This window comes from Nonomuraea rosea (assembly GCF_039539705.1).
Taxonomy (GTDB): Bacteria; Actinomycetota; Actinomycetes; order Streptosporangiales; family Streptosporangiaceae; genus Nonomuraea; species Nonomuraea rosea.
On sequence record NZ_BAABDQ010000025.1, the window covers coordinates 26,291 to 48,634 of the forward strand.

The 22,344-nt window shown below is 72.8% G+C and carries 23 protein-coding genes; 9 read left to right on the forward strand and 14 right to left on the reverse strand.

Annotated features, from left to right (window positions below):
* The first annotated feature begins 312 nt into the window (after positions 1 to 312).
* Entirely contained in the window at positions 313 to 981 is a 669-nt protein-coding gene (locus ABEA43_RS41990) for a P-loop nucleotide/nucleoside kinase family protein (RefSeq protein WP_345571078.1), read from the forward strand.
* Between the two features lie 23 nt (positions 982 to 1,004).
* Here the strand turns inward: ABEA43_RS41990 and ABEA43_RS41995 are convergent, their stop codons facing one another.
* The 8 genes from ABEA43_RS41995 to ABEA43_RS42030 form a co-directional block, all read right to left on the reverse strand.
* Complete coding sequence (locus ABEA43_RS41995) at positions 1,005 to 1,646, reverse strand: class I SAM-dependent methyltransferase (RefSeq protein ID WP_345571080.1); 642 nt, start codon at positions 1,644 to 1,646, stop codon at positions 1,005 to 1,007.
* Positions 1,647 to 1,750: 104 nt separating this feature from the next.
* Positions 1,751 to 3,274, reverse strand: a complete 1,524-nt coding sequence (locus tag ABEA43_RS42000; protein ID WP_345571081.1) for an acyl-CoA synthetase — start codon at positions 3,272 to 3,274, stop codon at positions 1,751 to 1,753.
* Positions 3,275 to 3,316: 42 nt separating this feature from the next.
* Complete coding sequence (locus ABEA43_RS42005) at positions 3,317 to 4,327, reverse strand: MsnO8 family LLM class oxidoreductase (RefSeq protein WP_345571082.1); 1,011 nt, start codon at positions 4,325 to 4,327, stop codon at positions 3,317 to 3,319.
* Positions 4,324 to 5,079: an aminotransferase class IV gene (locus tag ABEA43_RS42010; protein ID WP_345571083.1), complete on the reverse strand. Its 756-nt coding sequence runs from the start codon at positions 5,077 to 5,079 to the stop codon at positions 4,324 to 4,326. The genes ABEA43_RS42005 and ABEA43_RS42010 overlap by 4 nt, the downstream gene beginning before the upstream one ends.
* Positions 5,076 to 6,107 carry a hypothetical protein gene (locus ABEA43_RS42015; RefSeq protein ID WP_345571085.1) on the reverse strand — a complete coding sequence of 344 codons (1,032 nt, stop codon included), beginning with the start codon at positions 6,105 to 6,107 and terminating at the stop codon, positions 5,076 to 5,078. Before ABEA43_RS42015 ends, ABEA43_RS42010 begins: the two co-directional genes overlap by 4 nt.
* Positions 6,104 to 6,586 carry a SigE family RNA polymerase sigma factor gene (locus ABEA43_RS42020; RefSeq protein ID WP_345571086.1) on the reverse strand — a complete coding sequence of 161 codons (483 nt, stop codon included), beginning with the start codon at positions 6,584 to 6,586 and terminating at the stop codon, positions 6,104 to 6,106. Before ABEA43_RS42020 ends, ABEA43_RS42015 begins: the two co-directional genes overlap by 4 nt.
* Positions 6,587 to 6,748: 162 nt before the next feature.
* Entirely contained in the window at positions 6,749 to 7,714 is a 966-nt protein-coding gene (locus ABEA43_RS42025; protein ID WP_345571087.1) for an adenylate/guanylate cyclase domain-containing protein, read from the reverse strand.
* A gap of 33 nt (positions 7,715 to 7,747) precedes the next feature.
* On the reverse strand, positions 7,748 to 8,512 hold the full coding sequence (locus ABEA43_RS42030; protein WP_345571088.1) for a FadR/GntR family transcriptional regulator: 765 nt from the start codon (positions 8,510 to 8,512) through the stop codon (positions 7,748 to 7,750).
* 88 nt (positions 8,513 to 8,600) lie between these two features.
* Here ABEA43_RS42030 and ABEA43_RS42035 point away from each other — a divergent pair, with 88 nt between their 5' ends.
* Genes ABEA43_RS42035 through ABEA43_RS42070 form a run of 8 tightly spaced genes read left to right on the forward strand, consistent with a single transcriptional unit; the run spans position 8,601 to position 17,411 of the window.
* On the forward strand, positions 8,601 to 10,109 hold the full coding sequence (locus ABEA43_RS42035; RefSeq protein WP_345571089.1) for an ABC transporter substrate-binding protein: 1,509 nt from the start codon (positions 8,601 to 8,603) through the stop codon (positions 10,107 to 10,109).
* Positions 10,106 to 11,044, forward strand: a complete 939-nt coding sequence (locus ABEA43_RS42040) for an ABC transporter permease (protein WP_345571091.1) — start codon at positions 10,106 to 10,108, stop codon at positions 11,042 to 11,044. The genes ABEA43_RS42035 and ABEA43_RS42040 overlap by 4 nt, the downstream gene beginning before the upstream one ends.
* Complete coding sequence (locus ABEA43_RS42045) at positions 11,041 to 11,874, forward strand: ABC transporter permease (protein ID WP_345571093.1); 834 nt, start codon at positions 11,041 to 11,043, stop codon at positions 11,872 to 11,874. The genes ABEA43_RS42040 and ABEA43_RS42045 overlap by 4 nt, the downstream gene beginning before the upstream one ends.
* On the forward strand, positions 11,861 to 12,775 hold the full coding sequence (locus ABEA43_RS42050) for an ABC transporter ATP-binding protein (protein ID WP_345571095.1): 915 nt from the start codon (positions 11,861 to 11,863) through the stop codon (positions 12,773 to 12,775). Before ABEA43_RS42045 ends, ABEA43_RS42050 begins: the two co-directional genes overlap by 14 nt.
* Complete coding sequence (locus tag ABEA43_RS42055; protein ID WP_345571097.1) at positions 12,744 to 13,580, forward strand: ATP-binding cassette domain-containing protein; 837 nt, start codon at positions 12,744 to 12,746, stop codon at positions 13,578 to 13,580. Before ABEA43_RS42050 ends, ABEA43_RS42055 begins: the two co-directional genes overlap by 32 nt.
* The gene (locus ABEA43_RS42060; RefSeq protein ID WP_345571098.1) at positions 13,577 to 14,755 is read left to right on the forward strand and encodes a M20 family metallopeptidase; all 1,179 of its coding nucleotides are present in this window, start codon (positions 13,577 to 13,579) and stop codon (positions 14,753 to 14,755) included. Before ABEA43_RS42055 ends, ABEA43_RS42060 begins: the two co-directional genes overlap by 4 nt.
* Complete coding sequence (locus tag ABEA43_RS42065; RefSeq protein ID WP_345571100.1) at positions 14,755 to 15,984, forward strand: P1 family peptidase; 1,230 nt, start codon at positions 14,755 to 14,757, stop codon at positions 15,982 to 15,984. Before ABEA43_RS42060 ends, ABEA43_RS42065 begins: the two co-directional genes overlap by 1 nt.
* Entirely contained in the window at positions 15,981 to 17,411 is a 1,431-nt protein-coding gene (locus ABEA43_RS42070; protein ID WP_345571102.1) for an aldehyde dehydrogenase family protein, read from the forward strand. The genes ABEA43_RS42065 and ABEA43_RS42070 overlap by 4 nt, the downstream gene beginning before the upstream one ends.
* Positions 17,412 to 17,482: 71 nt before the next feature.
* On the opposite strand, the gene ABEA43_RS42075 is transcribed toward ABEA43_RS42070, so the two are convergent.
* From ABEA43_RS42075 to ABEA43_RS42100, 6 genes are all read right to left on the reverse strand, one after another.
* Positions 17,483 to 18,040 carry a DUF4142 domain-containing protein gene (locus ABEA43_RS42075; protein ID WP_345571104.1) on the reverse strand — a complete coding sequence of 186 codons (558 nt, stop codon included), beginning with the start codon at positions 18,038 to 18,040 and terminating at the stop codon, positions 17,483 to 17,485.
* A 58-nt stretch (positions 18,041 to 18,098) separates the two neighbouring features.
* On the reverse strand, positions 18,099 to 18,860 hold the full coding sequence (locus ABEA43_RS42080; RefSeq protein WP_345571105.1) for an SDR family NAD(P)-dependent oxidoreductase: 762 nt from the start codon (positions 18,858 to 18,860) through the stop codon (positions 18,099 to 18,101).
* Between the two features lie 55 nt (positions 18,861 to 18,915).
* Positions 18,916 to 19,485, reverse strand: a complete 570-nt coding sequence (locus ABEA43_RS42085) for a GNAT family N-acetyltransferase (protein ID WP_345571107.1) — start codon at positions 19,483 to 19,485, stop codon at positions 18,916 to 18,918.
* A gap of 43 nt (positions 19,486 to 19,528) precedes the next feature.
* On the reverse strand, positions 19,529 to 20,344 hold the full coding sequence (locus tag ABEA43_RS42090) for an SDR family NAD(P)-dependent oxidoreductase (protein ID WP_345571109.1): 816 nt from the start codon (positions 20,342 to 20,344) through the stop codon (positions 19,529 to 19,531).
* 88 nt (positions 20,345 to 20,432) lie between these two features.
* Complete coding sequence (locus ABEA43_RS42095; RefSeq protein WP_345571112.1) at positions 20,433 to 21,071, reverse strand: response regulator; 639 nt, start codon at positions 21,069 to 21,071, stop codon at positions 20,433 to 20,435.
* Positions 21,072 to 21,074: 3 nt separating this feature from the next.
* A complete protein-coding gene (locus ABEA43_RS42100) occupies positions 21,075 to 22,331 on the reverse strand; it encodes a sensor histidine kinase (protein WP_345571114.1) in 1,257 nt (418 codons plus the stop codon).
* Between the last annotated feature and the right edge of the window lie 13 nt (positions 22,332 to 22,344).

The following is a 22,344-nucleotide window of genomic DNA, read 5'->3' on the forward strand; positions in this document are numbered from 1 at the left end:
CGGCTATCGTGGCGACATGGGTTGCTTCGCCATGGACATCGACGCCGCCGCTTAGCGGCGGTATCGCGGTTGCCGTAACCGCGGCCTCATTGCCTGCCCCGCCGGGGTCAGTGTCAGGCGTACCGCCGGATAGGTGTCCCGCCGGCAGCCGATTCGCGTGTCTCGCTGTGCTGCCGGATCGTCCTGCCTGATCCGGGGAGCAATTCTGTGTCGCAGCGTTTCCGTCCATCGCACCAAGATTCCTTCCTTCACCCGTCAGAGGGTCTACCGGCTGTCACCGTCTCCGAGCGGGTCGCGCCGTCGCCACGGGCGGTGGGGACCGCCGGGGAGGCGCCGCCGGCGCCGCCGCGGGTCACCGGCGAAGGCCGGCCCACCCAGCAGCACCGCCGGCCATCGCCGGCGCCCGATGAGGTGCCCGATGAGGTGCCGCCCGGCCGCGCCAGGCTCCTCCTCATGGTCGGGCTCCCCGGCGCCGGGAAGACCACCCGGGCCAAAGAGCTCGCCGTGGCGCACCACGCGCTGCGGCTGACCCCGGACGAGTGGATGCTCTCCCTGTTCGACGAGCCGGAGGCCGCCGGCAAGCGCGATCTGCTGGAAGGACGGCTCATCGAAGTAGCGCTGCAAACGCTGCGGCTGGGGACCAACGTCGTGCTCGACTTCGGGCTCTGGAGCCGCAACGAACGGTCGGCGCTGCGGTGGCTGGCGGCATCGGCCGGGGCGTCCTGTCAGGTGATCTACCTGCCCGTCGACAGGGACGTCCAGCGCGCCCGGATCGCCCACCGCCAGGCGACCGCGCCCCACACGACCTTCCCGATGACCGACGCTGACATCGATGAATGGCGCCCGCAGTTCCAGGCGCCCGATGCCGCCGAACTGAGCGACGGCGGAACCGTTCCCGGCCCTCCACCAGGCTGGCCCGGCTGGCCGGAGTGGGCCGCGCACCGCTGGCCCTCGCTCGACCCGGCGCGGCCAGCTAGGTGATCGCCTTCAGCCGTGCGGCGCGCCTATGCCGGCCGCGCGCCGTACACGCTGATCGCGAACGGCCGCGGCGAAGCCGTGCAGACCCGCTCGTCAAGCCGGTCCAGCGCCCTCTGCGCGTCCAGGTACCGGTGCAGCCGGGCCGCCTCCGGCCACGGATGCACCGCCACGAGCACCCCGCCGGGCCCCAGCAACTGGCCCAGCCGCACGGAGGCCAGGCGCAGGCGGTCGTGCCGCCCCAGGTAGTAGAGCGTCTCCGCGCAGAACGCCAGGTCGAAGGAGCGGCCGCCCCGATGCCGGAGGATGTCCCCCCGTACGAACCGCACCCGCCCGCCCCCGGGCACCCGCTCACGCGCCCGCGCCAGCGCCCGCTCGGAGACGTCGACGCCCACGATCTCGGCCTCCGGATACGCCGCCGCCAGCGCGCCGGTGAACACCCCCTCGCTGCACCCCACCTCGATGATCCGCCGATACGGCCGGAGCGGCAGGCAGGCCAGCGTGGCCCGATGCTTCTCCCGCTCGTAGTCGTCGGTCGCCAGCCGCCAGGGATCGGGGGCCCGGTGCCACCAGTCGAAGTAGCGGCCCAGGACCAGCCCCTGCCCCTCCGGCGGCAGCAGCGAAAGCGTCCGGAAGAACGTACGGTGCATGACCTCTGGAAAGCTCGCCATCCCGCCTCTCCCGGCTGACATCGTCGCCGAGAGTGGATGCCCCGCCAACGGCAGGGATAACGCCTGGTCACGCCCATGTCCTGGGACAGGACGGCAGGAGGGCGTCAGAACGCGTCGCGCAGCTCCCGCTTGAGCACCTTCCCCGAGGCGTTCTTCGGCAGCGACTCCACGAACACCACCCGCTTCGGCGTCTTGAACGCGGCCAGCCGCTCCCGCAGGAACGCGATCAGCTCGCCGCCGGTCACCCCCGCCCCCTCGCGCAGCACCACCGCGGCCGTCACCGCCTCGATCCACGTCTCGTCCGGCACCCCGAACACCGCCGCCTCCGCCACCGCGGGATGCTGGTAGAGCGTCTCCTCCACCTCGCGGCTGGCGACGTTCTCGCCCCCCGACTTGATCATGTCCTTCTTCCTGTCCACCACCGACAGGTAGCCGTCGGCGTCCATGACGCCCAGGTCGCCGCTGTGGAACCAGCCGCCGCGGAACGCCTCGGCGGTCTTGTCCGGGTCGTTCCAGTAGCCGAGCATGGCGTGCGGGCTGCGGTGCACGATCTCGCCCACGACGCCGGGCGGCACGGGCCTGTCCTGGTCGTCGACGATCCTGGTCTCGACGTTCAGCGCGGGCCGGCCGGCCGAGCCGAGCCGGGTGAGCTGCTCGTCCGGCCCGAGGATGGTGGCGACGGGCGCCATCTCGGTCTGGCCGTAGAAGTTGAACAGGCGTACGCCGGGCAGGCGCGTGGCGATCTCCTTCAGCACCTCCACCGGCATGATGGAGGCGCCGTAGTAGCCCTTGCGCAGCGACGACAGGTCCCGGCGGTCGAAGTCGGGGTGGCGGAGCAGGCCGATCCAGACGGTCGGCGGGCAGAAGAGCTTGGTGGCGCGCTCGCCCTCGATCGTGGCCAGGATGATCGCCGGGTTGGCGGCGGGCAGGATGATGTTGGTGGCGCCCAGGTAGAGGCCGGGCGTGAGGAAGCAGTGCAGCTGCGCGCAGTGGTAGAGGGGCAGGGCGTGCACCTCGACGTCGTCGTGGCTCATCTCGCCGTCCACCACGCAGGTGACGTACTGGGCGATCAGGCCGCGGCTGGACAGCGTGGCGCCTTTGGGGCGGGACTCGGTGCCGCTGGTGTACATGAGCTGGATCGGGTCGTCGTCGGCGATCTCCACCTGCGGCTCCGACGCGTCGCCGAAGCCCGCCCACTCCTCGAACGGCTCCCAGCCCTCCGGCGCCTCCTGCGAGCGGATCACCCCGCGCACCGCGATCCGCGGGCCCGCCGCGGCGGCGGCGACCGGCAGCAGCGCCTCCTCTGCGAGCATCCCGGTGGCGCCGGAGTGCTCAAGGATGTACGCGACCTCGTCGGCGCCCAGCATGAAGTTGATCGGCACCGAGATGGCGCCCAGCCGGGCCAGCGCGAAACAGGCCACCACGAACGCGTGGTTGTTATGGCTGAACAGGGCGAACCGGTCGCCCTTGCCGACCCCTCGGGCGGCCAGCGCGTTGGCCGTGCGGTTGACCGCGAGGTCGAGGTCGGCGTAGCTCTGCCGCAGGTCGCCGTACACGATGGCGGTCTTGGCCGGGTAGCGGGCGGCCGTGCGCCGCAGGAGGTCACCGATGGCGTGCTGACGAATCATGCGGACACCCCTCAAATCGCGCAGAACGATGTTCGGGTGATCCTAACCTGGAAACGCCGCCGCGAGCCGCCGGTAGGAATCCAGCCGCCGCCCGAGGTCATAGGTGTTCATGGTGACCAGCACCTCGTCCGCCCCGCTCGCCTCGGCCAGCGAGCCCAGCGCGACCGGGACGTCCCGCTCCGTGCCGTGGATCTGCCCCTTGACCGACTCCTCCAGGAACGCCCGCTCCCGCGCGGTCATCTCCAGTCCGGCGATCTGTTCCGGTGGCATGAGAGGCGGGAAGACCCCGCTCGTCCGCGACCGCACCGTGGACCACGCCTCGGGCAGTTGCAGCGCCGCGGCCGCCGCGGCGCTCTCGCCGACCGCGACGTTCGCCGCGATCATCACGTACGGCTCCGTAGCCCAGGCCGAGGCCCGGAACCCGGCGCGATAGCGGCGCACGGCGTCCACCATGCGGGAGCCGGCCCCGATCACCACCGGCAGCCCGTACTGGGCCGCGAGGTCCGCCCCCGCCCCCATCGCCAGCACGAACACCTGCGGACGCAGCCCCTCCGCGGGCAGCGCGTGCACGCCGGGATGGGCCGTCTGCCCGCCGGTGAAGTAGCCGAGCAGCTCGTCGAGCTGGCCGCCGAACCCGTCCGCGGCGTCCTTGCCGTGCCCGAGCGCGCTGCGGATGCCGCCCGTGAAACCCACAGAACGCCCCAGGCCCATGTCGATCCGGCCGGGATGCAGCGACTCCAGCACGCCGAACTGCTCGGCCACCACCAGCGGCCGGTGATTGGGCAGCATCACGCCGCCGGTGCCGACCCGGATCGTGCGGGTGGCCGCGGCCACCGCCGCCGCCAGCACCGTCGGCGCCGATCCCGCCACCCCGGGCACGCTGTGGTGCTCGGACACCCAGAACCGGTGGTACCCCAGCTCCTCCGCCTGCCGCGCGAACCGCACGGTCTCACGCAGCGCCTCGGCCGGGCCGGAGCCCTGGCGGACGAGTGAACGGTCGAGGATCGAGAGCCGGGTCATGTAGAGGTGCAACGCCCACAGAGCCCGGATCAATCCAGGGGGTCCCAGGCGACGCCGTCGTAGTGCTCGCGCAGCCGCGTCATCGCCTTCTCGTCCTGGCGCAGGGCGACGTCGTCCACCCGGCCGACCGGCATCAGGCCCCACGAGTTGCACAGGAAGACCTGCCCGAGGTGCGGCAGGTCGGCGGCCCGCAGCGGCCGGCGCTCCTGCGGCACGTCCATCCGCTCCAGCAGCCGCATCGTGATCCCGTGCAGCATCGGAGCGTCCGGCCAGATCAGCCGGTCGCCGTCGAAGGCGCCCAGGTTCGTGATCGCGCCCTCGCTGATCAGGCCGTCCGCGGTGGTGAGGAGGGCTTCGCCGAATCCCGCGCGGGCGGCCTGGCGGCCGATGTGGGCCTGCTGGAACCCGGACGCCTGCTTGACGTGCGCGAGATAGCGCTGGTAGACGACGGGCGTGACGCCCAGCGGGCCGGCGGGCGCCTCCTTGGGCGGGGCGGCCGTGGCCATGACGCGCGGCCGATCGGCCTCGGTGACGTACACGCGCACGCTCGCGTCGCGCAGGTCGCCGCCGAGCACGGCCCTGATCGAGGCGAGCACGGCGGCACGGTCGAGCTCGGCCCCGAACAGCTCGCGGTTGGCCGCTTCGAGCCGTTCGAGGTGCAGGCCGAGCCCTCGTACGCGGCGATCCCTGACCTGCATGGCGGTGAAGTGCCCGTAGCGGGCGTTCAGGGTCAGGCGGGCGTCGTCGTCCAGCAGCCTGCCCTCGACGGCAGCGCGTTCCTTCACACGAGCTCCTTCACGTAGACGCCGACCGACCACCGGACCGGCCGGTTGGTGTCCGCACCGTAGAACCCCATCTTGCCGGTGATCGTCACCCGCTCGCCCTTGGGGACCCTGAACTCGTTCATCGCCATCGGGAACGGCCCCTTGTCCCACACGCCGCAGGTCGCCGTCGTCGGCTGGTCCACGCCGTCGATCTGGAACCTGAACCACATCCGGCCGGCCAGCTCGCCGGTGCAGAGCTGTTCGATGCCGAGCTTCCCGCCGGGGCTCGTGACCGCGAGCGTGAAGTCGTGGTCCCGCCACGACACGTCCGTCGCGGACGAGGCCAGCCTCATGCCGCCCAGCCGCTTGGGGAAGGCCCTGATCCGGTCCGGCTCGACGCTCCGCGCGGGCGGGGTCCACTCGTAGACGGCCAGGCTCCAGTCGGCCCGCCTGGGCTTGACGGGGACGCAGGACGCGCCCTTCTTCTCCCTCACGCACCCGCCGCCGGCGGTGGTCGTGTCGAACGTGACGGTGACCTCCGTGGCGCCCGCGGGCACCACCAGGGGCCGCACGTCCCTGCCCGGCGTGAGACACGGCGAGAAGCCGCGGCCCTCTCCCCGCTTTCCGTTGACGGAGATCTGGGGCGTGTCGCTCCCGGGCTCGCCGTCGCACAGCGCGGCCACGTCCAGCGGCTTGCCGGAGACCGGGACGGTGACCGAGACGGCCTTCTCCCCGTTCGCCCTGAGCGTGGCCACGGCCAGCCGCCGGTACTCGGTGCCGTCGCCGGAGGTGAACCGCTCGGGCAGCTCCGGCACCGGCCGGGCCGCCGCCGCGGTCGCCGTCGTCTCGCGGCGCGGCGTCTCCACCGAGCCGGGGAGCAGGGCGAAGCCGGCCGCGACCGCCGTCACCACGGCGGCGCCCGCCGCCGCCCGCCTGCGCACGCGCGTCCTGCGGATGCGGGAGCGGACCTGGTCATGCCGGTACGGGTTCGCGGGCGACGGGGCCTCGGCCCGCTCCCGCAGGACGTCACGCAGATCTTGCACGGTCATCGGCGCAGCTCCTTCACGATCGACTCGTCCACTCGCAGCTTGGCCAGCGCCTTGGCGGTCTGGCTCTTGACCGTGCCGTCCTGAACGCCCAGGAGCCGGGCCACCTCGGCCACCGGCAGGTCCTCGTAGAACCGCAGCACGATGACCGCGCGCTGCTTGGCGGGCAGCCGGCCCACCGCCTGCCACAGCTCCTCGCGCTCGCCGCCGCCGGCGTCGCGCGTGCCGGTGTCGGGCAGGTCGTCGCTGGGCAGCTCCCTGCGCCACCTGCGCCGCCACCACGACGTGTACGTCGTCACCAGCACCTTGCGCACGTACGCCTCGGGCTCGTCGATGCCGTGCCAGGCGAACCACGCCTTGGCCAGCGACTCCTGCAGCAGGTCCTCCGCCGTGCCCCAGTCCCGGGTCAGCAGGTACGCGGTGCGTAACAGCCGATCCGCCCTCGCCACCACGAAGTCCTGAAATATCGCCCTATCCGCCAACGTGACGCGCCTCCTGTCAGAGCCTGGTGACGGTAGTGACGCATCGAGCCCGCCGCCAGGTTGCCCCACAGACGAAGAACCCAGGCGGACTCAGACGGACGCGCGGTCAGGCCAAGGCGGGCTCAAGTGGGCTCAGGCGGGCTCAGGCGGGCTCAGGCGGGCTCAGGGGGACTCGGCGCGGGCGACGGTGAAGGGCACCAGCTCGCCCAGCCCGCGCACCGACAGCCGGTCCACCGCGCGCAACCGGAAGGCCCGGTCGCCCTCCAGCTCCTCGGCCAGCTCGGGATCGGCCAGGATCGTTCCCGGCAGCGACAACGCGGTCAGCCGGCTCGCCAGGTTGACCGTCGTACCGAACACGTCGCCCATCCGCCACATCACCGGCCCGGCCGCCAGCCCCACCCGCAGCTCCGGCATGTCCCTGCCGCGCGCGTGCACCTCCACCAGCCGCAGCGCGATCTCCGCCGCCACGTGCGACTTGTCGGCCACGAACAGCACCGAGTCGCCCAGCGTCTTGACCACCCGCCCGCCGGAGGAGGTCACGATGTCGGCCGAGCGGCCCTCGAACCTGTCGATCAGCCTGGCCAGCTCACCGGGCGTGATCTGCCTGCTCAGCCGGGTGAAGGCGACCAGGTCGGCGAACCCGACCGCCAGGCGCACCGCGCTCATGTCCTGGGCGGCCATGCGGCCCGCGGCGGCGGCGAGCTGGCGCTGCCAGGCGTAGACCAGCAGCCGCGCGAGGTCGGGCACCACCTGCTCGGCCCGCCTGCGCCAGGCGCGCGGCCGCTCGGCGAGCGGCACGCCCGCCTGGTCGAGCGACTCGACGCCCAGCTCCGCCTGGGACTCGGCCAGCCTGGTGGTGGCCCGGCCGACCGAGCGGGCCATCAGCAGCAGGTGCTCCTCGTCGTAGGCGCCGGAGCTGACCATGCGCAGCATCGTCCTGAGCGCCTCGACGTCGGACTCGGTGAACTCGACCGCGTCGTCGGCCACGTTCGCGAACCCCAGCGCGCGCCACAGCCGGCGGGCGCGATAGACCGGCACCCCGGCCATGTCGGCGACCTGGTGGCTGGTGTAGCGGCGCGGCTCCCGCAGGAACGCCTCCGCCAGCAGGTCCCCATCCTCTAGCGACACCTGGGCAACATAACATTCTGTGGGCCAGGTCACTCACTCGAGCAGCGCGCGCAGCACCGCCCGTTCGCTGACCGGCACATATCCGGCGTAATAGTCGTACATCGTCTTCCTGGACAGCCGGGCCGCCAGCGGGCCGTCACCGGCGCGCACGGCGGCGATGACCTCCTCGTGGTGGCTGATGCTCGTCCGCATCACCGCCTCCCTGTCGGGTGCGGCGGCGATCTTCCCGGAGATCAGGTCGAGCACGATCGAACGGACCACGTCGGTGCAGATCTGGATCAGCTTGTTGCCGCTCGCCCGCGCCACCGCGTCGTGGAAGTCCACGTCGGCCGCGCCGAAGGCGTCGTATCCCGTCTCCTGTCCGCCGTCGAGCGCGGCCCGCATGCCCGCGACCGCCGCGCTCATCTCGGCGAGCTGCTCCTCGGTGCGCAGCCGCGCCGCCAGCAGGATGGCCGAGGAGTCGAGCACCATCCTGAACTGCACCAGCTCGGCCAGCGACAGCTCCTCCACCCTGGCCAGCGTGGTCATCGACTTGTGTAATGCGGCGGGAGAGAACGGCAGCACCTCCGCCCCGTTCGGATCCCCCGGCCGGGACCTGACCAGGCCGCGCGCCTGCAGCACCCGCAGCGCCTCGCGGACGGTGGACCGGCTGACCGAGAACTGCACCATCAGCTCGCGCTCGCTGGGCAGCCGCTCGCCCGGGCACAGGGAGCCGGTCTCGATGGCCTCCTCGACCTGCTCCACGACCCGTTCGTACGCGAGTACGGTGCGCACCGGCTCGAAGCGCGGACCACCCATGTAAGCCCCCTTGACCCGAGCCGTCGCCGACTGGCAATGTGCGTAGCCTACTGGTCCGACCAGTGCACTAGCCAGGAGGCTGTAAGACATGAGGCGCATCGGGATCTGGATCGCCGCCGGCGGTCTCCTGCTGGCCACGGCCGCCTGCGGCGGTGGCAGCGGTGGTGGCAGCGGTGGTGGCGGCACCGGGTCCGGCACCCCCAAGAGCCAGTCGCTGTCCGTCGGAGCCGTGGCCGAGCCCGCGAACCTCGACTTCACCTCCACCGAGGGCGCGGCCATCCCGCAGGCGCTGCTCGTCAACGTCTACGAGGGCCTGGTCAAGCTCGACCAGGACGGCAAGATCGTGCCGCTGCTGGCCGAGAAGTGGGACGTCTCCGCCGACCGCAAGACCTACACCTTCACCCTGCGCAAGAACGTCACGTTCACCGGCGGGGCGCCGTTCACCGCCGACGACGTGGTGTTCTCGCTCGACCGGGTGAAGTCGGACTGGAAGCTCAAGATCAAGTCGCAGCTCGACGTCGTGGACAAGGTGGAGAAGAAGGACGACTCCACCGCCGTCGTCACGCTCAAGCGGCCCAGCAACGGGTTCCTCTACTCGATGACCAGCAGGCTCGGCGCGATGTTCAGCCGCACCGGCGTCGCCGACCTGGCCAACAAGCCCGTCGGCACCGGCCCCTACATGCTCGGCTCCTGGCGGCGCGGCGACTCGATCCAGCTCGCCGCCAACCCCTCCTACTGGGGCACGAAGCCGGCGCTGCCGACCGTCACCCTGAAATACTTCAAGGACGCCACGGCGATGAACAACGCGCTGCTCACCGGCGGCATCGACGTCATCTCCAGCGTGCAGGCGCCCGAGTCGCTGCAGCAGTTCGCCGACCCCAACCGCTTCCAGACGGTCGAGGGCACCACGAACGGCGAGGTCGTGCTGTCGATGAACAACAGCCGCCCGCCGTTCGACGACAAGAAGGTCAGGCAGGCCGTCCGGTACGCCATCGACCACAAGGCGCTGCTGGACACGGCCTGGGCCGGGCGCGGCCAGCTGATCGGCTCGATGGTGCCGCCCACCGACCCGTGGTACGAGGACCGCACGGGCGACTACCCGTACGACCCGGCCAAGGCCAAGGAGCTGCTCGGCGGCAAGACGCTCACCGTCAAGATGCGCATCCCGAACCTGCCGTACGCGGTCAACAGCGCCCAGGTCGTCAAGTCGCAGCTCGCCCAGGTGGGCATCACGGCCGACATCGAGCCGCTGGAGTTCCCGGCCCGCTGGCTGGACGTGGTGTTCCAGCAGGGCGACTACGACCTGTCCATCATCAACCACGTCGAACCCCGGGATATGGGCATTTTTGCGGATAAGTCGTACTACTTCCGCTACGACAACCCCGAGTTCGGCAAGCTCCTCGCCTCCGCCGACGAGGGCACCGAGCAGCAGCAGGCCGACGACCTCAAGCAGGCCGCCAAGCTCCTGTCCGACGACGCCGCGGCCGACTGGCTGTTCCTCTTCCCCAACCTCATCGTGGCGAAGAAGGGCGTCACCGGGCTGCCGAAGAACGCCATCGCGGAGGCCTTCGACTTCACCGCACTCGCCAAGCAGTGACCCTTTACCTGCTCAAACGCCTCGGAGTGCTGATCGCGAGCACCGCCGTGGCCGCCGTGGTCGTGTTCGCGTTCATGGCGCTGCTGCCCGGCGACCCGGCCGAGGTCGCGCTGGGCGTCAACGCCACCCCCGAGGCGGTGGCCGAGCTGCGTAAGCAGTTCGGCACCGACCGGCCGCCCGTCGCGCAGTTCCTCGACTGGGCCGGCGGGCTGGTCCAGGGGGACTTCGGCACCTCCTACGTGACCAGCTCGCCCATCGGCCCGCAGATCGGCGACCGGCTCAGCGTCACGCTCGTGCTCGTGCTCGGCGGCATGGTCGTGGCGCTGCTCATCGCGGTGCCGCTCGGCACGTACGCCGCCGTGCATCACCGCGACCCGCTCGGGGTGGCGATCAGCGCGGCCAGCCAGGTCGGCATCGCGATCCCGGCGTTCCTGGCGGGGATCCTGCTGGTGTTCGTGTTCGCGGTGCAGGCCCAGGCGCTGCCCTCCGGCGGCTACGTGCCGATCGCCGAGAGCCCGGGGGAGTGGCTGCGCAGCCTGCTGCTGCCGTGGCTGTCGCTCGGGCTCGTCCAGGGCGCGGTGCTCACCCGCTACGTGCGCAGCGCCGTGCTCGACGTGATGCGCGAGGACTACCTGCGCACCGCCCGTGCCAAGGGCAGGGGCCGTACGGGCGCGCTGTGGCGGCACGGGCTGCGCAACGCCTCGATCCCCGTGGTCACCGTGCTCGGCCTGCAACTGGCCACGCTGCTCGTCGGCGCGGTCGTGGTCGAGCGGGTCTTCGTCATCCCCGGGCTCGGCGACCTGCTGCTGAACGGCGTCGCAGGGCGCGACCTGCTGCTCGTCCAAGGCGTGGTGATGGTGCTGGTGGCGGCCGTGCTGCTGATCAACTTCGTGGTGGACGTGACCTACCACCTGCTCGATCCGAGGCTGCGATGAGGGGCCGGCTCAACGCCGGGCTGATCGTCGGCGGCGTGCTCGTCGGGATCGTGGTGCTGGCCGCGCTGGTGTCGTTCTTCTGGACGCCGCACGACCCGACGCTCGTGGACGCCGCGCAGAAGACGCGCGCCCCCGGCGGCGGCTACCTGCTCGGGGCCGACAAGTTCGGCCGCGACACCCTCAGCCAGCTCATGGTCGGCGCGCGCACCACGCTCTACGTGGGGATCGTGGCCGTCGGCATCGCCGCCGTGCTGGGCGTGCCGCTCGGCGTGATCGCCGGGATGACGCCGCGCGGCTGGCTGTCCGAGCTGATCATGCGGGTCAACGACCTCGTGTTCGCCTTCCCCGCGCTGCTGCTGGCCGTCATGCTGGGCGCCGTCTACGGCGGGGGCACGCTCACCGCGATGATCGCGATCGGGGTGGCCACCGTGCCCGCGTTCGCCCGCGTGGCCAGGGCCGCCACGCTCCAGGTCATGGTGACCGACTACATCCTCGCCGCCAGGGCCGCCGGGCGCCGGCGGCCGGCCATCGCCGTGCGGCACGTCCTGCCGAACATCGCCTCCATGCTGATCGTCCAGGCGTCGGTGTCGTTCGCGATCGCGATCCTGGCCGAGGCGGCGCTGTCGTTCCTCGGCTTCGGCACCCGCCCGCCGATCCCGTCGTGGGGACGGATGCTGCAGGAGTCGCAGGAGCTGCTGTTCTCGACCCCGCGCCTGGCGCTCTGGCCCGGCCTGGCCATCGCGCTGGCCGTGCTCGGCTTCAACCTCCTCGGCGACGGCCTGCGCGACTTCCTCGACCCGAAGCTCAGGAGGATCCGTGCTGAAGGTTGAGGGGCTGACCGTGCGGGCCGGCTCCGTCGAGCTCGTCCGCGACGTGTCGTTCGCGATCGCGCCGGGGGAGCGGGTCGGGCTGATCGGCGAGTCCGGGTCCGGCAAGTCCCTGACCGCGCTGTCGCTCATGGGGCTGCTCCCCGAGGGCGTCACCGCCACCGGCCTGGCCAGGCTCGGCGACCGCGACCTGGTCGGCGTGCCGGAGAGCCGGATCAAGGGCCTGCGCGGGCGCGAGCTGTCGATGGTCTTCCAGGAGCCGATGACCGCCCTGAACCCTCTCATGCGCGTCGGCGCCCAGGTGGCCGAGGTCATGACGCTGCACGGGACCGCCCGCCAGGAGGCCCGCGCGCGGGCGCTGCGCCTGCTGGAGCGCGTACGCCTGCCCGAGCCCGGTCAGATCGCCCGCGCGTACCCGCACCAGCTCTCCGGCGGCCAGCGCCAGCGCGTCATGCTCGCCATCGCCCTGGCCAACGAGCCCGGCCTGCTCGTCTGCGACGAGCCCACGACGGCGCTCGACGTCACCGTGCAGAAGCAGATGCTGGAGCTGATCGCCGAGGTCGCGCCCGCGTTGCTGTTCATCACCCATGACCTCGCCGTCGTCGCCTCCGTCTGTGAAAGGGTCCTGGTCATGTACGGGGGCCGCGTCGTCGAGAGCGGCACCGTCCGCGAGGTCTTCACCCGGCCCCGCCACCGCTACACGGAGGGCCTGCTGGCCGCCTCCAAGCTCACGCCCCGGGGCACCCGGCTGCCCACCATCAAGGGCAGCGTCCCGCCCGCGGGCGGGTTCCCCGGCGGCTGCGTGTTCAGGAACCGCTGCCCGCACGCCACCCCCGCCTGCGAGACGACCCCGGCGCTGACAGGAGACGGCCATGCCTACGCATGCTGGCACCCCGCGGACTGAGGAGCGGACTCACGAACCGGGTGAGCCGCTCATCGAGGTCACGAACGTCACCCGCGTCTACCACCGTCCCCGCACCTCGCTCACCAGGCCGGGCTCCGCCGTCCACGCGCTGCGCGACGTGTCCCTGACCGTGCGGCGCGGCGAGCGGTTCGGCATCGTCGGCGAGTCCGGCTCGGGCAAATCCACGCTGCTGCGCCTGCTCTGCGCGCTCGACCAGCCCACCTCGGGCGCCATCCGGTTCGACGGGCAGGACATCGCCGGGCGGCCGGAGCGGCGGCTGCGCTTCCTGCGCGAGAACCTCCAGATCGTCTTCCAGGACCCGATGAGCTCGCTCGACCCCCGCATGCGGGTGCGCGACCTCGTCGCCGAGCCGCTCGCCGCGCTGGGCCTGCCGGCCGCGGACCGGGTGTCGGAGCTGCTGGAGCAGGTCGGGCTTTCCCCGGCCGCCGCGGACCGGTACCCGCACCAGTTCTCCGGCGGCCAGCGGCAGCGCATCGCGATCGCCCGCGCGCTCGCGCCCCGGCCGAAGGTGCTGGTCGCCGACGAGCCGGTCAGCGCGCTGGACGTCTCCGTACGCGGGCAGATCCTCAACCTGCTGGCCGACCTGGCCGACGAGCTCGGGCTCACGCTCGTGTTCGTCTCGCACGACCTGTCCGTGGTCCGGCACGTGTGCGAGACGGTCGCGGTCATGCGCGCGGGCGAGATCGTGGAGACCGGGCCGGTGGACGAGGTCTGGGCGGAGCCCGCCCACCCGTACACGCGGACGTTGCTGGAGGCCGTACCGACTCTGGAGGGGTTGCTGTGATCGACGTCGATGCCGATGGAGTAGTGGAGTTCACCCAGGCGCTGGTGCGCATCCCCAGCACCAACGACCCGGCGCGCGGCCGGAACGAGCGGCCGGCGGCCGAGCTCGTCGAGGCCAAGATGCGGGAGTGGGGCTGGGACCCGGTCGTGTACGAGGCCGCGCCCGGCCGGCCGAACGTGGTCGCCGTGGTCGAGGGCGGCGGCGGTGACGGGCCGACGCTGATGTTCGAGGGGCACACGGACGTCGTGACCGAAGGGGACCTGTCCACCTGGACCGTGGACCCGTTCGGCGGCGAGATCCGCGACGGCAGGTTGTGGGGGCGGGGCAGCGCCGACATGAAGTCCGGCTTGGCCGCCACCCTCTACGCCACCCGGGCGCTGCAGCTCGCTGGACCGTTCCCCGGGCGGATCAAGGTGTGCGCGCTGGCCGACGAGGAAGGGCTCATGATCGGCGCGCACCACTTCGTCGCGGAGGGGCTGACCGCCGACGTGGACGGCGCGATCGTGGCCGAGCCCGAGGCGGGCGAGATCTGCGCGGTGGCCAAGGGCGCGCTGCGGCTGCGGGTGGACCTGACCGGCAAGATGGCGCACGGGGCGATGCCGCAGCATGGGCGCAACCCGATCCAGGCGGTCGGCGCGCTGCTGGTGGCGCTCGCGTCGCTGCAGGCGGAGCTGCAGGAGCGGCATCCGGCGCACGAGCACCTCGGCGAGGTGTACGTCACGCCCACCGTCCTGCGCGCCGGGTCGGAGGAGCAGGTCAACGTGATCCCCGCCGTCGCCTCCGTCTTCGTGGACGTGCGGACGATCCCGGGGGCCGAGCACAAGGACATCGCCGACCGGGTGACCGCGCTCGCCGCCTTCGAGGGGATCTCCGCCGAGGTGTCGGTGCTGGTGGACCGGCCGCCGGTGGACGTGCCCGTGTCCGACCCGGTGGTGGCCGCGCTGGCCGCCGCGCACCGGGCGGTGACGGGCGAGGAGCCGGTGTACGGCGGGGTGCCGGGCTCGACGGACGGGACCGTGCTGACGCATTGGGGCGGGATCCCCTCGGTCGTCTACGGGCCGGGCGGGAAGTGGATCGCGCACCAGTCGGACGAGTTCGTCGAGGTCGCCGAGATCGTGCGGTGCGCCCGTGTGTTCGCCGAGGCGGCGCGGCGGTTCCTGAGCGGCGACTTCTGATGCGGGCCCTGCCCACTCCTGGGCCGACGAACTCGCTGGTGGACGTGGCGGGCCTGCGCGTCGGGCACGCCCACCGGGTCGGGGGCGGGCACCGTACGGGCACGACGGTCGTCCTCGCGCCCGCCGGGGGCGCCGTGGCGGGGGTGGACGTGCGCGGGGCCGCGCCGGGGACCAGGGAGACCGAGCTGCTCGACCCGCGCAATCTGGTGGAGCGCGTGCACGCCGTGGTGCTCACGGGCGGGAGCGCGTACGGGCTGGCCGCCGCCTGCGGGGTGCTGGAACGGCTCGCGGACGCGGGGGTGGGCTACCCGGTCGCGGGCGGGGTCGTGCCGATCGTCCCGGCCGCCGTCATCTTCGACCTGGGCCGCGGCGGCGCCTTCCGCGCCGTCCCGGACGCCACCCTCGGCACCGCCGCCTACGACGCCGCCCGGGACGGCGCGCAAGCCCCGGACGGCGCGCAAGCGCACGTCCCTCAAGGGACCTCAACCCCGGACGGCGGGCTCGCATACCTCCCCCCAGGGACCTCAACCCCGGACGGCGGGTCTGCGCATGTCCCTCAAGGGACCTCAACCCCGGACGGCGGATCCCCACACTTCCCCCAAAAGACCTCAACCCCGGACGGCGGAGGGCCGGTCACGGGGACCGCGCCCCCGACGGCGAGCGGGTCGATCGGGGCCGGAGCCGGCGCGATGGCCGGCGGCCTGGCCGGAGGGGTGGGGACGGCCAGCGCCGTCCTCCCCGACGGCACCACCGTGGCCGCCCTCGCCGTCGTCAACCCCATGGGCTCCGTCCTCGACCCGGCCGACGGCACCCTCGCCGGCGCCAGGTACGGCCTCCCAGGCGAGTTCGCCCACCTCCGGCCCCCCGCAGCCGGGGAAGTCGAAGCCTGGGCCCCCGACAGGACCCCGTCGTTCAACACCACCATCGGCGTGGTCGCCACCGACCTCACCCTCACCAAGGCCCAGTGCGCCAAGCTGGCCGCCGTCGCCCACGACGGCCTGGCCAGAGCCATCAGACCGGCCCACACCATGACCGACGGCGACACCGTGTTCGCCCTGGCCACCTGCGCCCGCCCCGCCCCCGCCCACGACGTCCTCCAGGACACGCTGGCGGCGGCGGCCGACGTGTTCAGCCGCGCCATCGCGCACGCCGTGCTCGCCGCCACCGGCCGCGAGGGCGCGCCCGCGTACCTCGACGTGTTCCCGAGCGCCACCGGAGGGCGATCATGACCATCGACGCCGCCTGGCCGGCCGGCCTGCCCATCGGAGACGGCTGGCTGGAGACCGGCCGCAGCACCGAGGTGATCTTCCCCTACGACGGATCCCTGGTGGCCACGGCCCCGCTGGGCGCGCCCGAGCACGCCACGCGGGCCGTCGAAGCGGCACTGGCCGTGGCCCCCGCCATGGCCGCGTCGCCCTCGCACGCCCGCCGCACCGCGCTCATGCGCGCCCACGACGCCCTTGAGGCCGAGCGCGCGGCGTTCGAGCGGCTTCTCGTCCTGGAGACCGGCAAGCCGCTGGCCGACTGCAAGGTGGAGGTGGCCAGGACGCTGCTCACCCTGGCCACGGCCGCCGAGGAGGTCGCCAGGCTGCACGGCGAGACCGTGCCGCTCGACCTGCTGCCCTCGGGCGAGGGCCTGATCGGGTTCTGGACGCGCAGGCCCATCGGCGTCGTCGTCGGGATCACCGGCTTCAACTACCCCCTCCTCCTGGCCGCCCACAAGATCGCGCCCGCCCTGGCGGCCGGCTGCCCGGTCATCGTCAAGCCCGCGCCCGCCACCCCGCTGGCCACGCTCTGGCTGGTGCACCTGCTGCGCTCGGCGAGCCAGGCCCTGCCCCCGGCCGCCGTGCAGCTCGTCACCGGAGACGTCGAGGTCGGCAGGACACTGGTGGAGGACCGGCGGATCGGCGCGGTCTCGTTCACCGGCTCGGCCGCCGCCGGGCACGCCATCGCCCGCGCCGCGGCCCCCGTCAAGGTGCTGCTGGAGCTCGGCTCGAACGCGGCCCTCGTGGTCGCCGCCGACGCCGATCTGCCGGCCGCCGCCGACGCGGTGGTGCGCGGCGGCTACTACGCCTCCGGCCAGGCGTGCATCTCCGTCCAGCGGGTGCTGGTCGAGGAGCCCGTACGAGAGGAGTTCCTGTCCCTGCTGGCCGGCCGCGTGAAGAGCGTGGCCGCCGGCGACCCCCGCGACCCCGATACCCGCGTGGCCCCGCTCATCGACCAGGCCGCCACCGACCGTGTGCTGGACTGGATCGCCGCCTCAGGGGCCGAGCCGATCGCCGGCGGGCACCGCGACGGCCGGGCCATCGCGCCCACCGTGCTCGCCGACGTGGCCGAGGGCGCGGACGTCTGGGACGAGGAGATCTTCGGGCCCGTCGTGTGCGTGCGCACGGTGCCCGACCTCGACGCCGCCTTCGCCGCCGTCAACGCCTCCAGGTACGGCCTGCACGCGGCGGTGTTCACCAGGTCGCTGGCCACGGCGTTCGCGGCGATCGAGCGGATCGAGGCCGGCGGAGTCGTGGTCAACGAGGTGCCGGGGTTCAGGGCGGACAACATGCCCTACGGAGGCGTGAAGGACTCGGGGACCGGGCGCGAAGGGCCCAGGTTCGCCATCGAGGAGCTGACCGTCACCAGAATGGCCATCATCCGGCCATGACGGTTACGGCCGGTGCGAGTGAGAGCCACCCGCACCGGCCGTGAGCGACCCTGAAAAGGGTCAGCTGCTGGTTACAACTCGGCACGGACCGCGTGCAGGTGGTGCCGGATCACCGGAGCGCTGTCGCGCGCCAGGTCCTTCACCCACGCGGAGTGCCCGCGCCGCAGCTCCCGCTGCCCCAGCCAGAGCGCATGAGAGTGCGCGTCCTCCTGGAGCCGCAGCCAGGCGCGGTCGAAGCGGTGACCGTGCCGGCCCGCCACCGCGCGCAGATCGTCTCGCTGCGCGGCGCTGGGTGTGCTCGGGAGGCGGACGTCGAGCCGGTCGGCGACCGAACGCAGCCGGGCGTCGAGCCGGCGGTGGTCGCGGATCAGCCGCGCGGCGATCGCGCGGACGTCCCTGTCCCGTGATTTGCCCAGTGCGACCTTCCCGGCCGCGATCTCGGCGAGGTTGCCCCGGTGGGCCTCCCTCAGGTACGCCCTGTCCTGAGCCGAGGCGTGCAGCGCCCACCCCGCCTGAACGGTCGTGGCGGTCGTCTGCTGTGGCATCTGCTGGGCCTGTGCCGCGGGGGCGATGGTCAGTGCCAGCACGGCCGCGATACCCGCGGGTGCTAAGTTCCGTGCTGTTCTCATGAGTCTCTCCTTTCATGGGACCCAGCCTTGCTGCCCGATTCGGTTGGAGATATTCACGTCAATTGGGCGGATCGAAACGTCCGTCCACGGCGGTCCACCCGCCGTCCACGTACAGCACCGAGCCCGTCACGAAGCTCGCCGCGTCCCCTGCCAGGTAGACCACGGCCCCGGCCATCTCCTGCGCCGCCGCCCACCGGCCGAGCGCGCTCTTGGCGGCGTAGGCGGCGTACCACTCGGGGTTGTCCTTGATCTGCCTGGTCAGCGGCGTCTCGACCACGCCGGGCGCGATCGCGTTCACCCGCACCCCGTGCGGCCCGAACTCGGCGGCGGCCGTCCTGAGGAGCTGCACCAGCCCCGCCTTCGTGGCGGAGTAGACGCCCTGACCCGGCTCGGTGACGGACGCGCGGATCGAGGCGAACCCGATGATGGACCCGCGCCCCCGCGCCACCATCCCCGCGCCGAACGCCCGCACCACGTCGAACGAGGCCCGCAGGTTCAGCCCCACCACACGGTCGAACTCCTCGCCCGAGTAGTCGAGCAGCCGCTTGCGCACGTTCGTGGCGGCGGTGAACACCAGCACGTCGGCCGGCGCGGAGTCGGCCAGCTCGCGCACCGCCCCCGCGTCCAGCACGTCGACCAGGCGGGCGTCGCCGCCGCACCCCGCGGCGGTCTCCTCCGCCGAGGCGAGATCACGGTCGGCGCACACGACGGAGGCGCCGTGCGCGGCCAGGGCCAGCGCGGCCTCCCTGCCGATCCCGCTGCCGGCCCCGATCACCACGGCCCGGCGTCCGTCCAGGCGGAAGAGCGCGTCATATCCCATACGAGGCACCCTAACGACTGGTCTGACCAGTGCACCAGGTGCCCGGCCATCCGATTCAGCGCGGGCGGGTGGCCGCCCAGTCGGAGCGCAGCAGCTCGTACTCCACCTCGCCCTGGTCGCTGCCCTCGATCAGGTCGGGCCAGTCCATGAAGAAGGTGCGCACGAACCTCAGCCCCGCCTTCTCCATGACCCGCCGCGACCCCCGGTTGACCGCCATCGTCTGGGCGAACACCCGGCGCGCGCCCAGCTCCCCGAACGCCTTGTCGATCAGCGCCCGCGTCCCCTCGGTCGCGTAACCCTTGTTCCAGGCCGCCTTGTGCAGCCGGTAGCCCAGCTCGGGCTCATCCTCGGGCCGGCCTTCCGGCGCCCGCAGGTGGAACCAGCCCAGGAACGTCCCCGACGGCTCCCCACCGGCCTTCCCACCGGCCTTCCCGACGGCGGCGAAGAACCCCGAGGCGATGAACCTCGGCAGCGTCTCCCCGACGATCACCTCGCGCGGCGTCGGCTTGCCGCCGTTGAGATAACGCATGACCTCGGGGTCGTTGTGCAGGTGGAAGAGGTGGTCGGCGTCGGACTCGGTGAAGCGGCGCAGGATCAGCCGGTCGGTCTCCAGGAAAAGGTGCACCGGGACACGCTAGCCAGCCCTCGCCCCCGGGCTCGACGGATTTTCACAGCCCCGTCAGGGAGTCGGAAAGCGCGCGCAGGCGGGCGCGGGCGCCGGGGTCGTAGGCCTGCTCCAGCGCGTGCGCGGGCCGGATGCCGTCGAAGAAGCGCCCGGACACCTCCTCCAGCTCCGGGTCGGTGACCAGCCGCGACGTGGCCTCCACGCCCTCGCGCAGCTCGCTCGACGGCGAGGCGACCATCTTGGTCGGCATGTACGTGGCCGGATGCAGCGCGTTGGCCGTGACGCCCGTGCCGGCCAGCTCCTCGGCCAGATCGACGGTGAACATCACCTGCGCCAGCTTGCTCTGGCAGTAGGCCCGCACCCCGCTGTACTCCTTGACCAGCATCACGTCGTCGAAGTCGATCGGCGCCTGGCCCAGGCTGCTGACGTGCACGATCCTGGACGGCGCCGCGGCGGTCAGGACCGGCAGCAGCAGCCGGGTGAGCAGATAGCCGGCCAGGTAGTTGACCGCGAACCTGAGCTCGTGCCCGTCCGCGCTCTCCTGCCGCGCACTGCCGCCCGGCACGGTCGTGCCGATCCCGGCATTGTTGACCAGCGTGTCGAGGCCCTTGTGCTCGGACGCGACCGCGCCGGCCAGCTCGCGCACCTGCCCGAGCGAGGCCAGGTCCGCGCGATACCAGTGGAGCCGGGCGTCGGGGACGCGGTCCCTGATCTCCTCGATCGTGGCCTGCCCGCGCTCGTCGTCGCGGCCGTGCACGAGAACGGTCGCGCCGCGCCCCGCCAGGTCCGCGGCGAGTGCCCGGCCGAGCCCGTCGGTCGCGCCGGTGACGAGGATCGTGCGCTGCTCCATGGGACGCATGCCTGCCTCCAGTCCGTCCTCCACCGGCCCTTCCCCCCGACGCTACCAGCCGGTCGGCGCGGCGCCACGCCGGCGCGCGCCCGCCCTTTCAGGCCTCGCCGCCCGGCCTGAGCAGCCCGTTCTCGTACGCCGCCGCGACCGCCGCCGCCCGGTCGCTCACCTCCAGCTTGGCGAAGACGTGCAGCAGATGCGTCTTCACCGTCGCCTCGGTGATGAACAGCTTTCCGGCGATCTCCCGGTTGGTCGCGCCTCTGGCGATCAGCCCGAGCACCTCCAGCTCGCGGGGGCTCAGCGGCTGCGGGCGCGGCGCGCGTTCGCGGCGGTCCAGGACGTGGGCCACGGCGGGGGACAGCACGCTCTCGCCCCGCGCCGCCGCCTGCACGGCCCGCCGCAGCTCGGCGCGCGGGGTGTCCTTGAGCAGGTAGCCGGTGGCGCCCTGCTCGATCGCGGGCAGCACGTCGGCGTCGTCGTCGAACGTGGTCAGGACCAGCACCGCCAGGCCGGGCGTCTGCTCGCGCAACCGGCGGATGACCTCCGCGCCGCTCATCCTCGGCATGCGCAGGTCGAGGAGCACCACGTCGGGCGCGGTCCGCAGGGCCACGGCGAGCGCCTCAGGGCCGTCGGCCGCCTCGCCGACGACCTCGAAGTCGTCGCCGGCGGCGAAGATCCCGCGCAGCCCGTCCCTGACGACGGGGTGGTCGTCCACGATGATGAGGCGAATGGGCATTTGTCAGGAGGCGCTTCCTGTGGGAGTGCCGGGAATGGCGGGGATGGCGGGGACTGTGGCCGAGATGCCGGTGCCCTGGCCCGGGGCCGTCTCGACGGCGAAGTCGCCGGCCAGCCTGGTGACGCGCTGACGCATCGCGACCAGGCCGAACCCGCCGTCGGTGTGGCCGGGGTTCGCCGGGTCGAAGCCGCGGCCGTCGTCGCGCACGTCCAGGGCCACGACGTCCTCCATGTACGACAGGGTGAGCCCGACCCGGGCCGCCCCCGCGTGCTTGCCCGCGTTGGCCATCGCCTCCTGCGCGACCCGCAACAAGGTGATCTCCACCTCCGCGTGCAGCGGCCGGGACTCGCCGGTGACCGACACGGCGACGGGCACGCCGGTGGAGCGCGACCAGGCCGCCGCGACCTCGCGCAGGGCGGCCGGCAACTGGGCCTCGTGCAGCGGCGCGGGGCGTAACGCCTGGACGGAGCGGCGCGCCTCGGTCAGGCTCTCCTTGGCCATGCTGCGCGCGATGTCCAGGCGGGCACGGACGGCCGCTGGAACAGCGGCTGGGTCGGCGGCTTCGAGCTGGGTGAGGATGGCGGTCAGGCCCTGCGCGATCGTGTCGTGGATCTCCCTGGCCAGCCGCTGCCGCTCCGCCAGCACCCCGGCCTCGCGCGCCTGGACCAGGAGCTGGGCCTGGAGGCCGGCGTTCTCCTCCGCGAGCGCGGCCAGCTTGGCTCCGCTCTCCTCCAGCTCCGCGATCATGGCCTTGCGCTGGTCGTTCTGCCTGGAGACGGTACGGATGAGCAGGCCGACCGTGGAGGCGATCAGCACCCCCACGCAGAAGGAGAAGGCCAGCTCGCCCAGGCCCCGCCCGCCGGACCGGGCGGTCAGCATCACGCCGACCGTCGCGGCCACTCCCGCGTACGCCCACCAGCCCGGCACGAGGGCGAACACCTGGATGAACGTCCCCACCCCGGTCACCGTGAACGCGCCGTCGATCCTGATCAGCAGCCACACCACGGCGAGCAGCACGGCGAGGTGGACGATCAGCGCCGGCGCCCGACTGATGCGGCTGAAGCGGGAGGCGACCATGAGCCAGTGCCACGCGGCCGCGAACGCCGCCAGGGCCGCCACCTCCGGCCGCCACCGGGACATCAGCGAGAAGAGCGCGGGCAGCGCGATGAACAGGTAGGGCAGGGCGGGCCAGGCGCGGTCCCATCGCGAGACGTCGGCCATCACCGGCGCGGCCCCCGGATCGCGACGCCACCGGCGCACAGCACACGCGCGA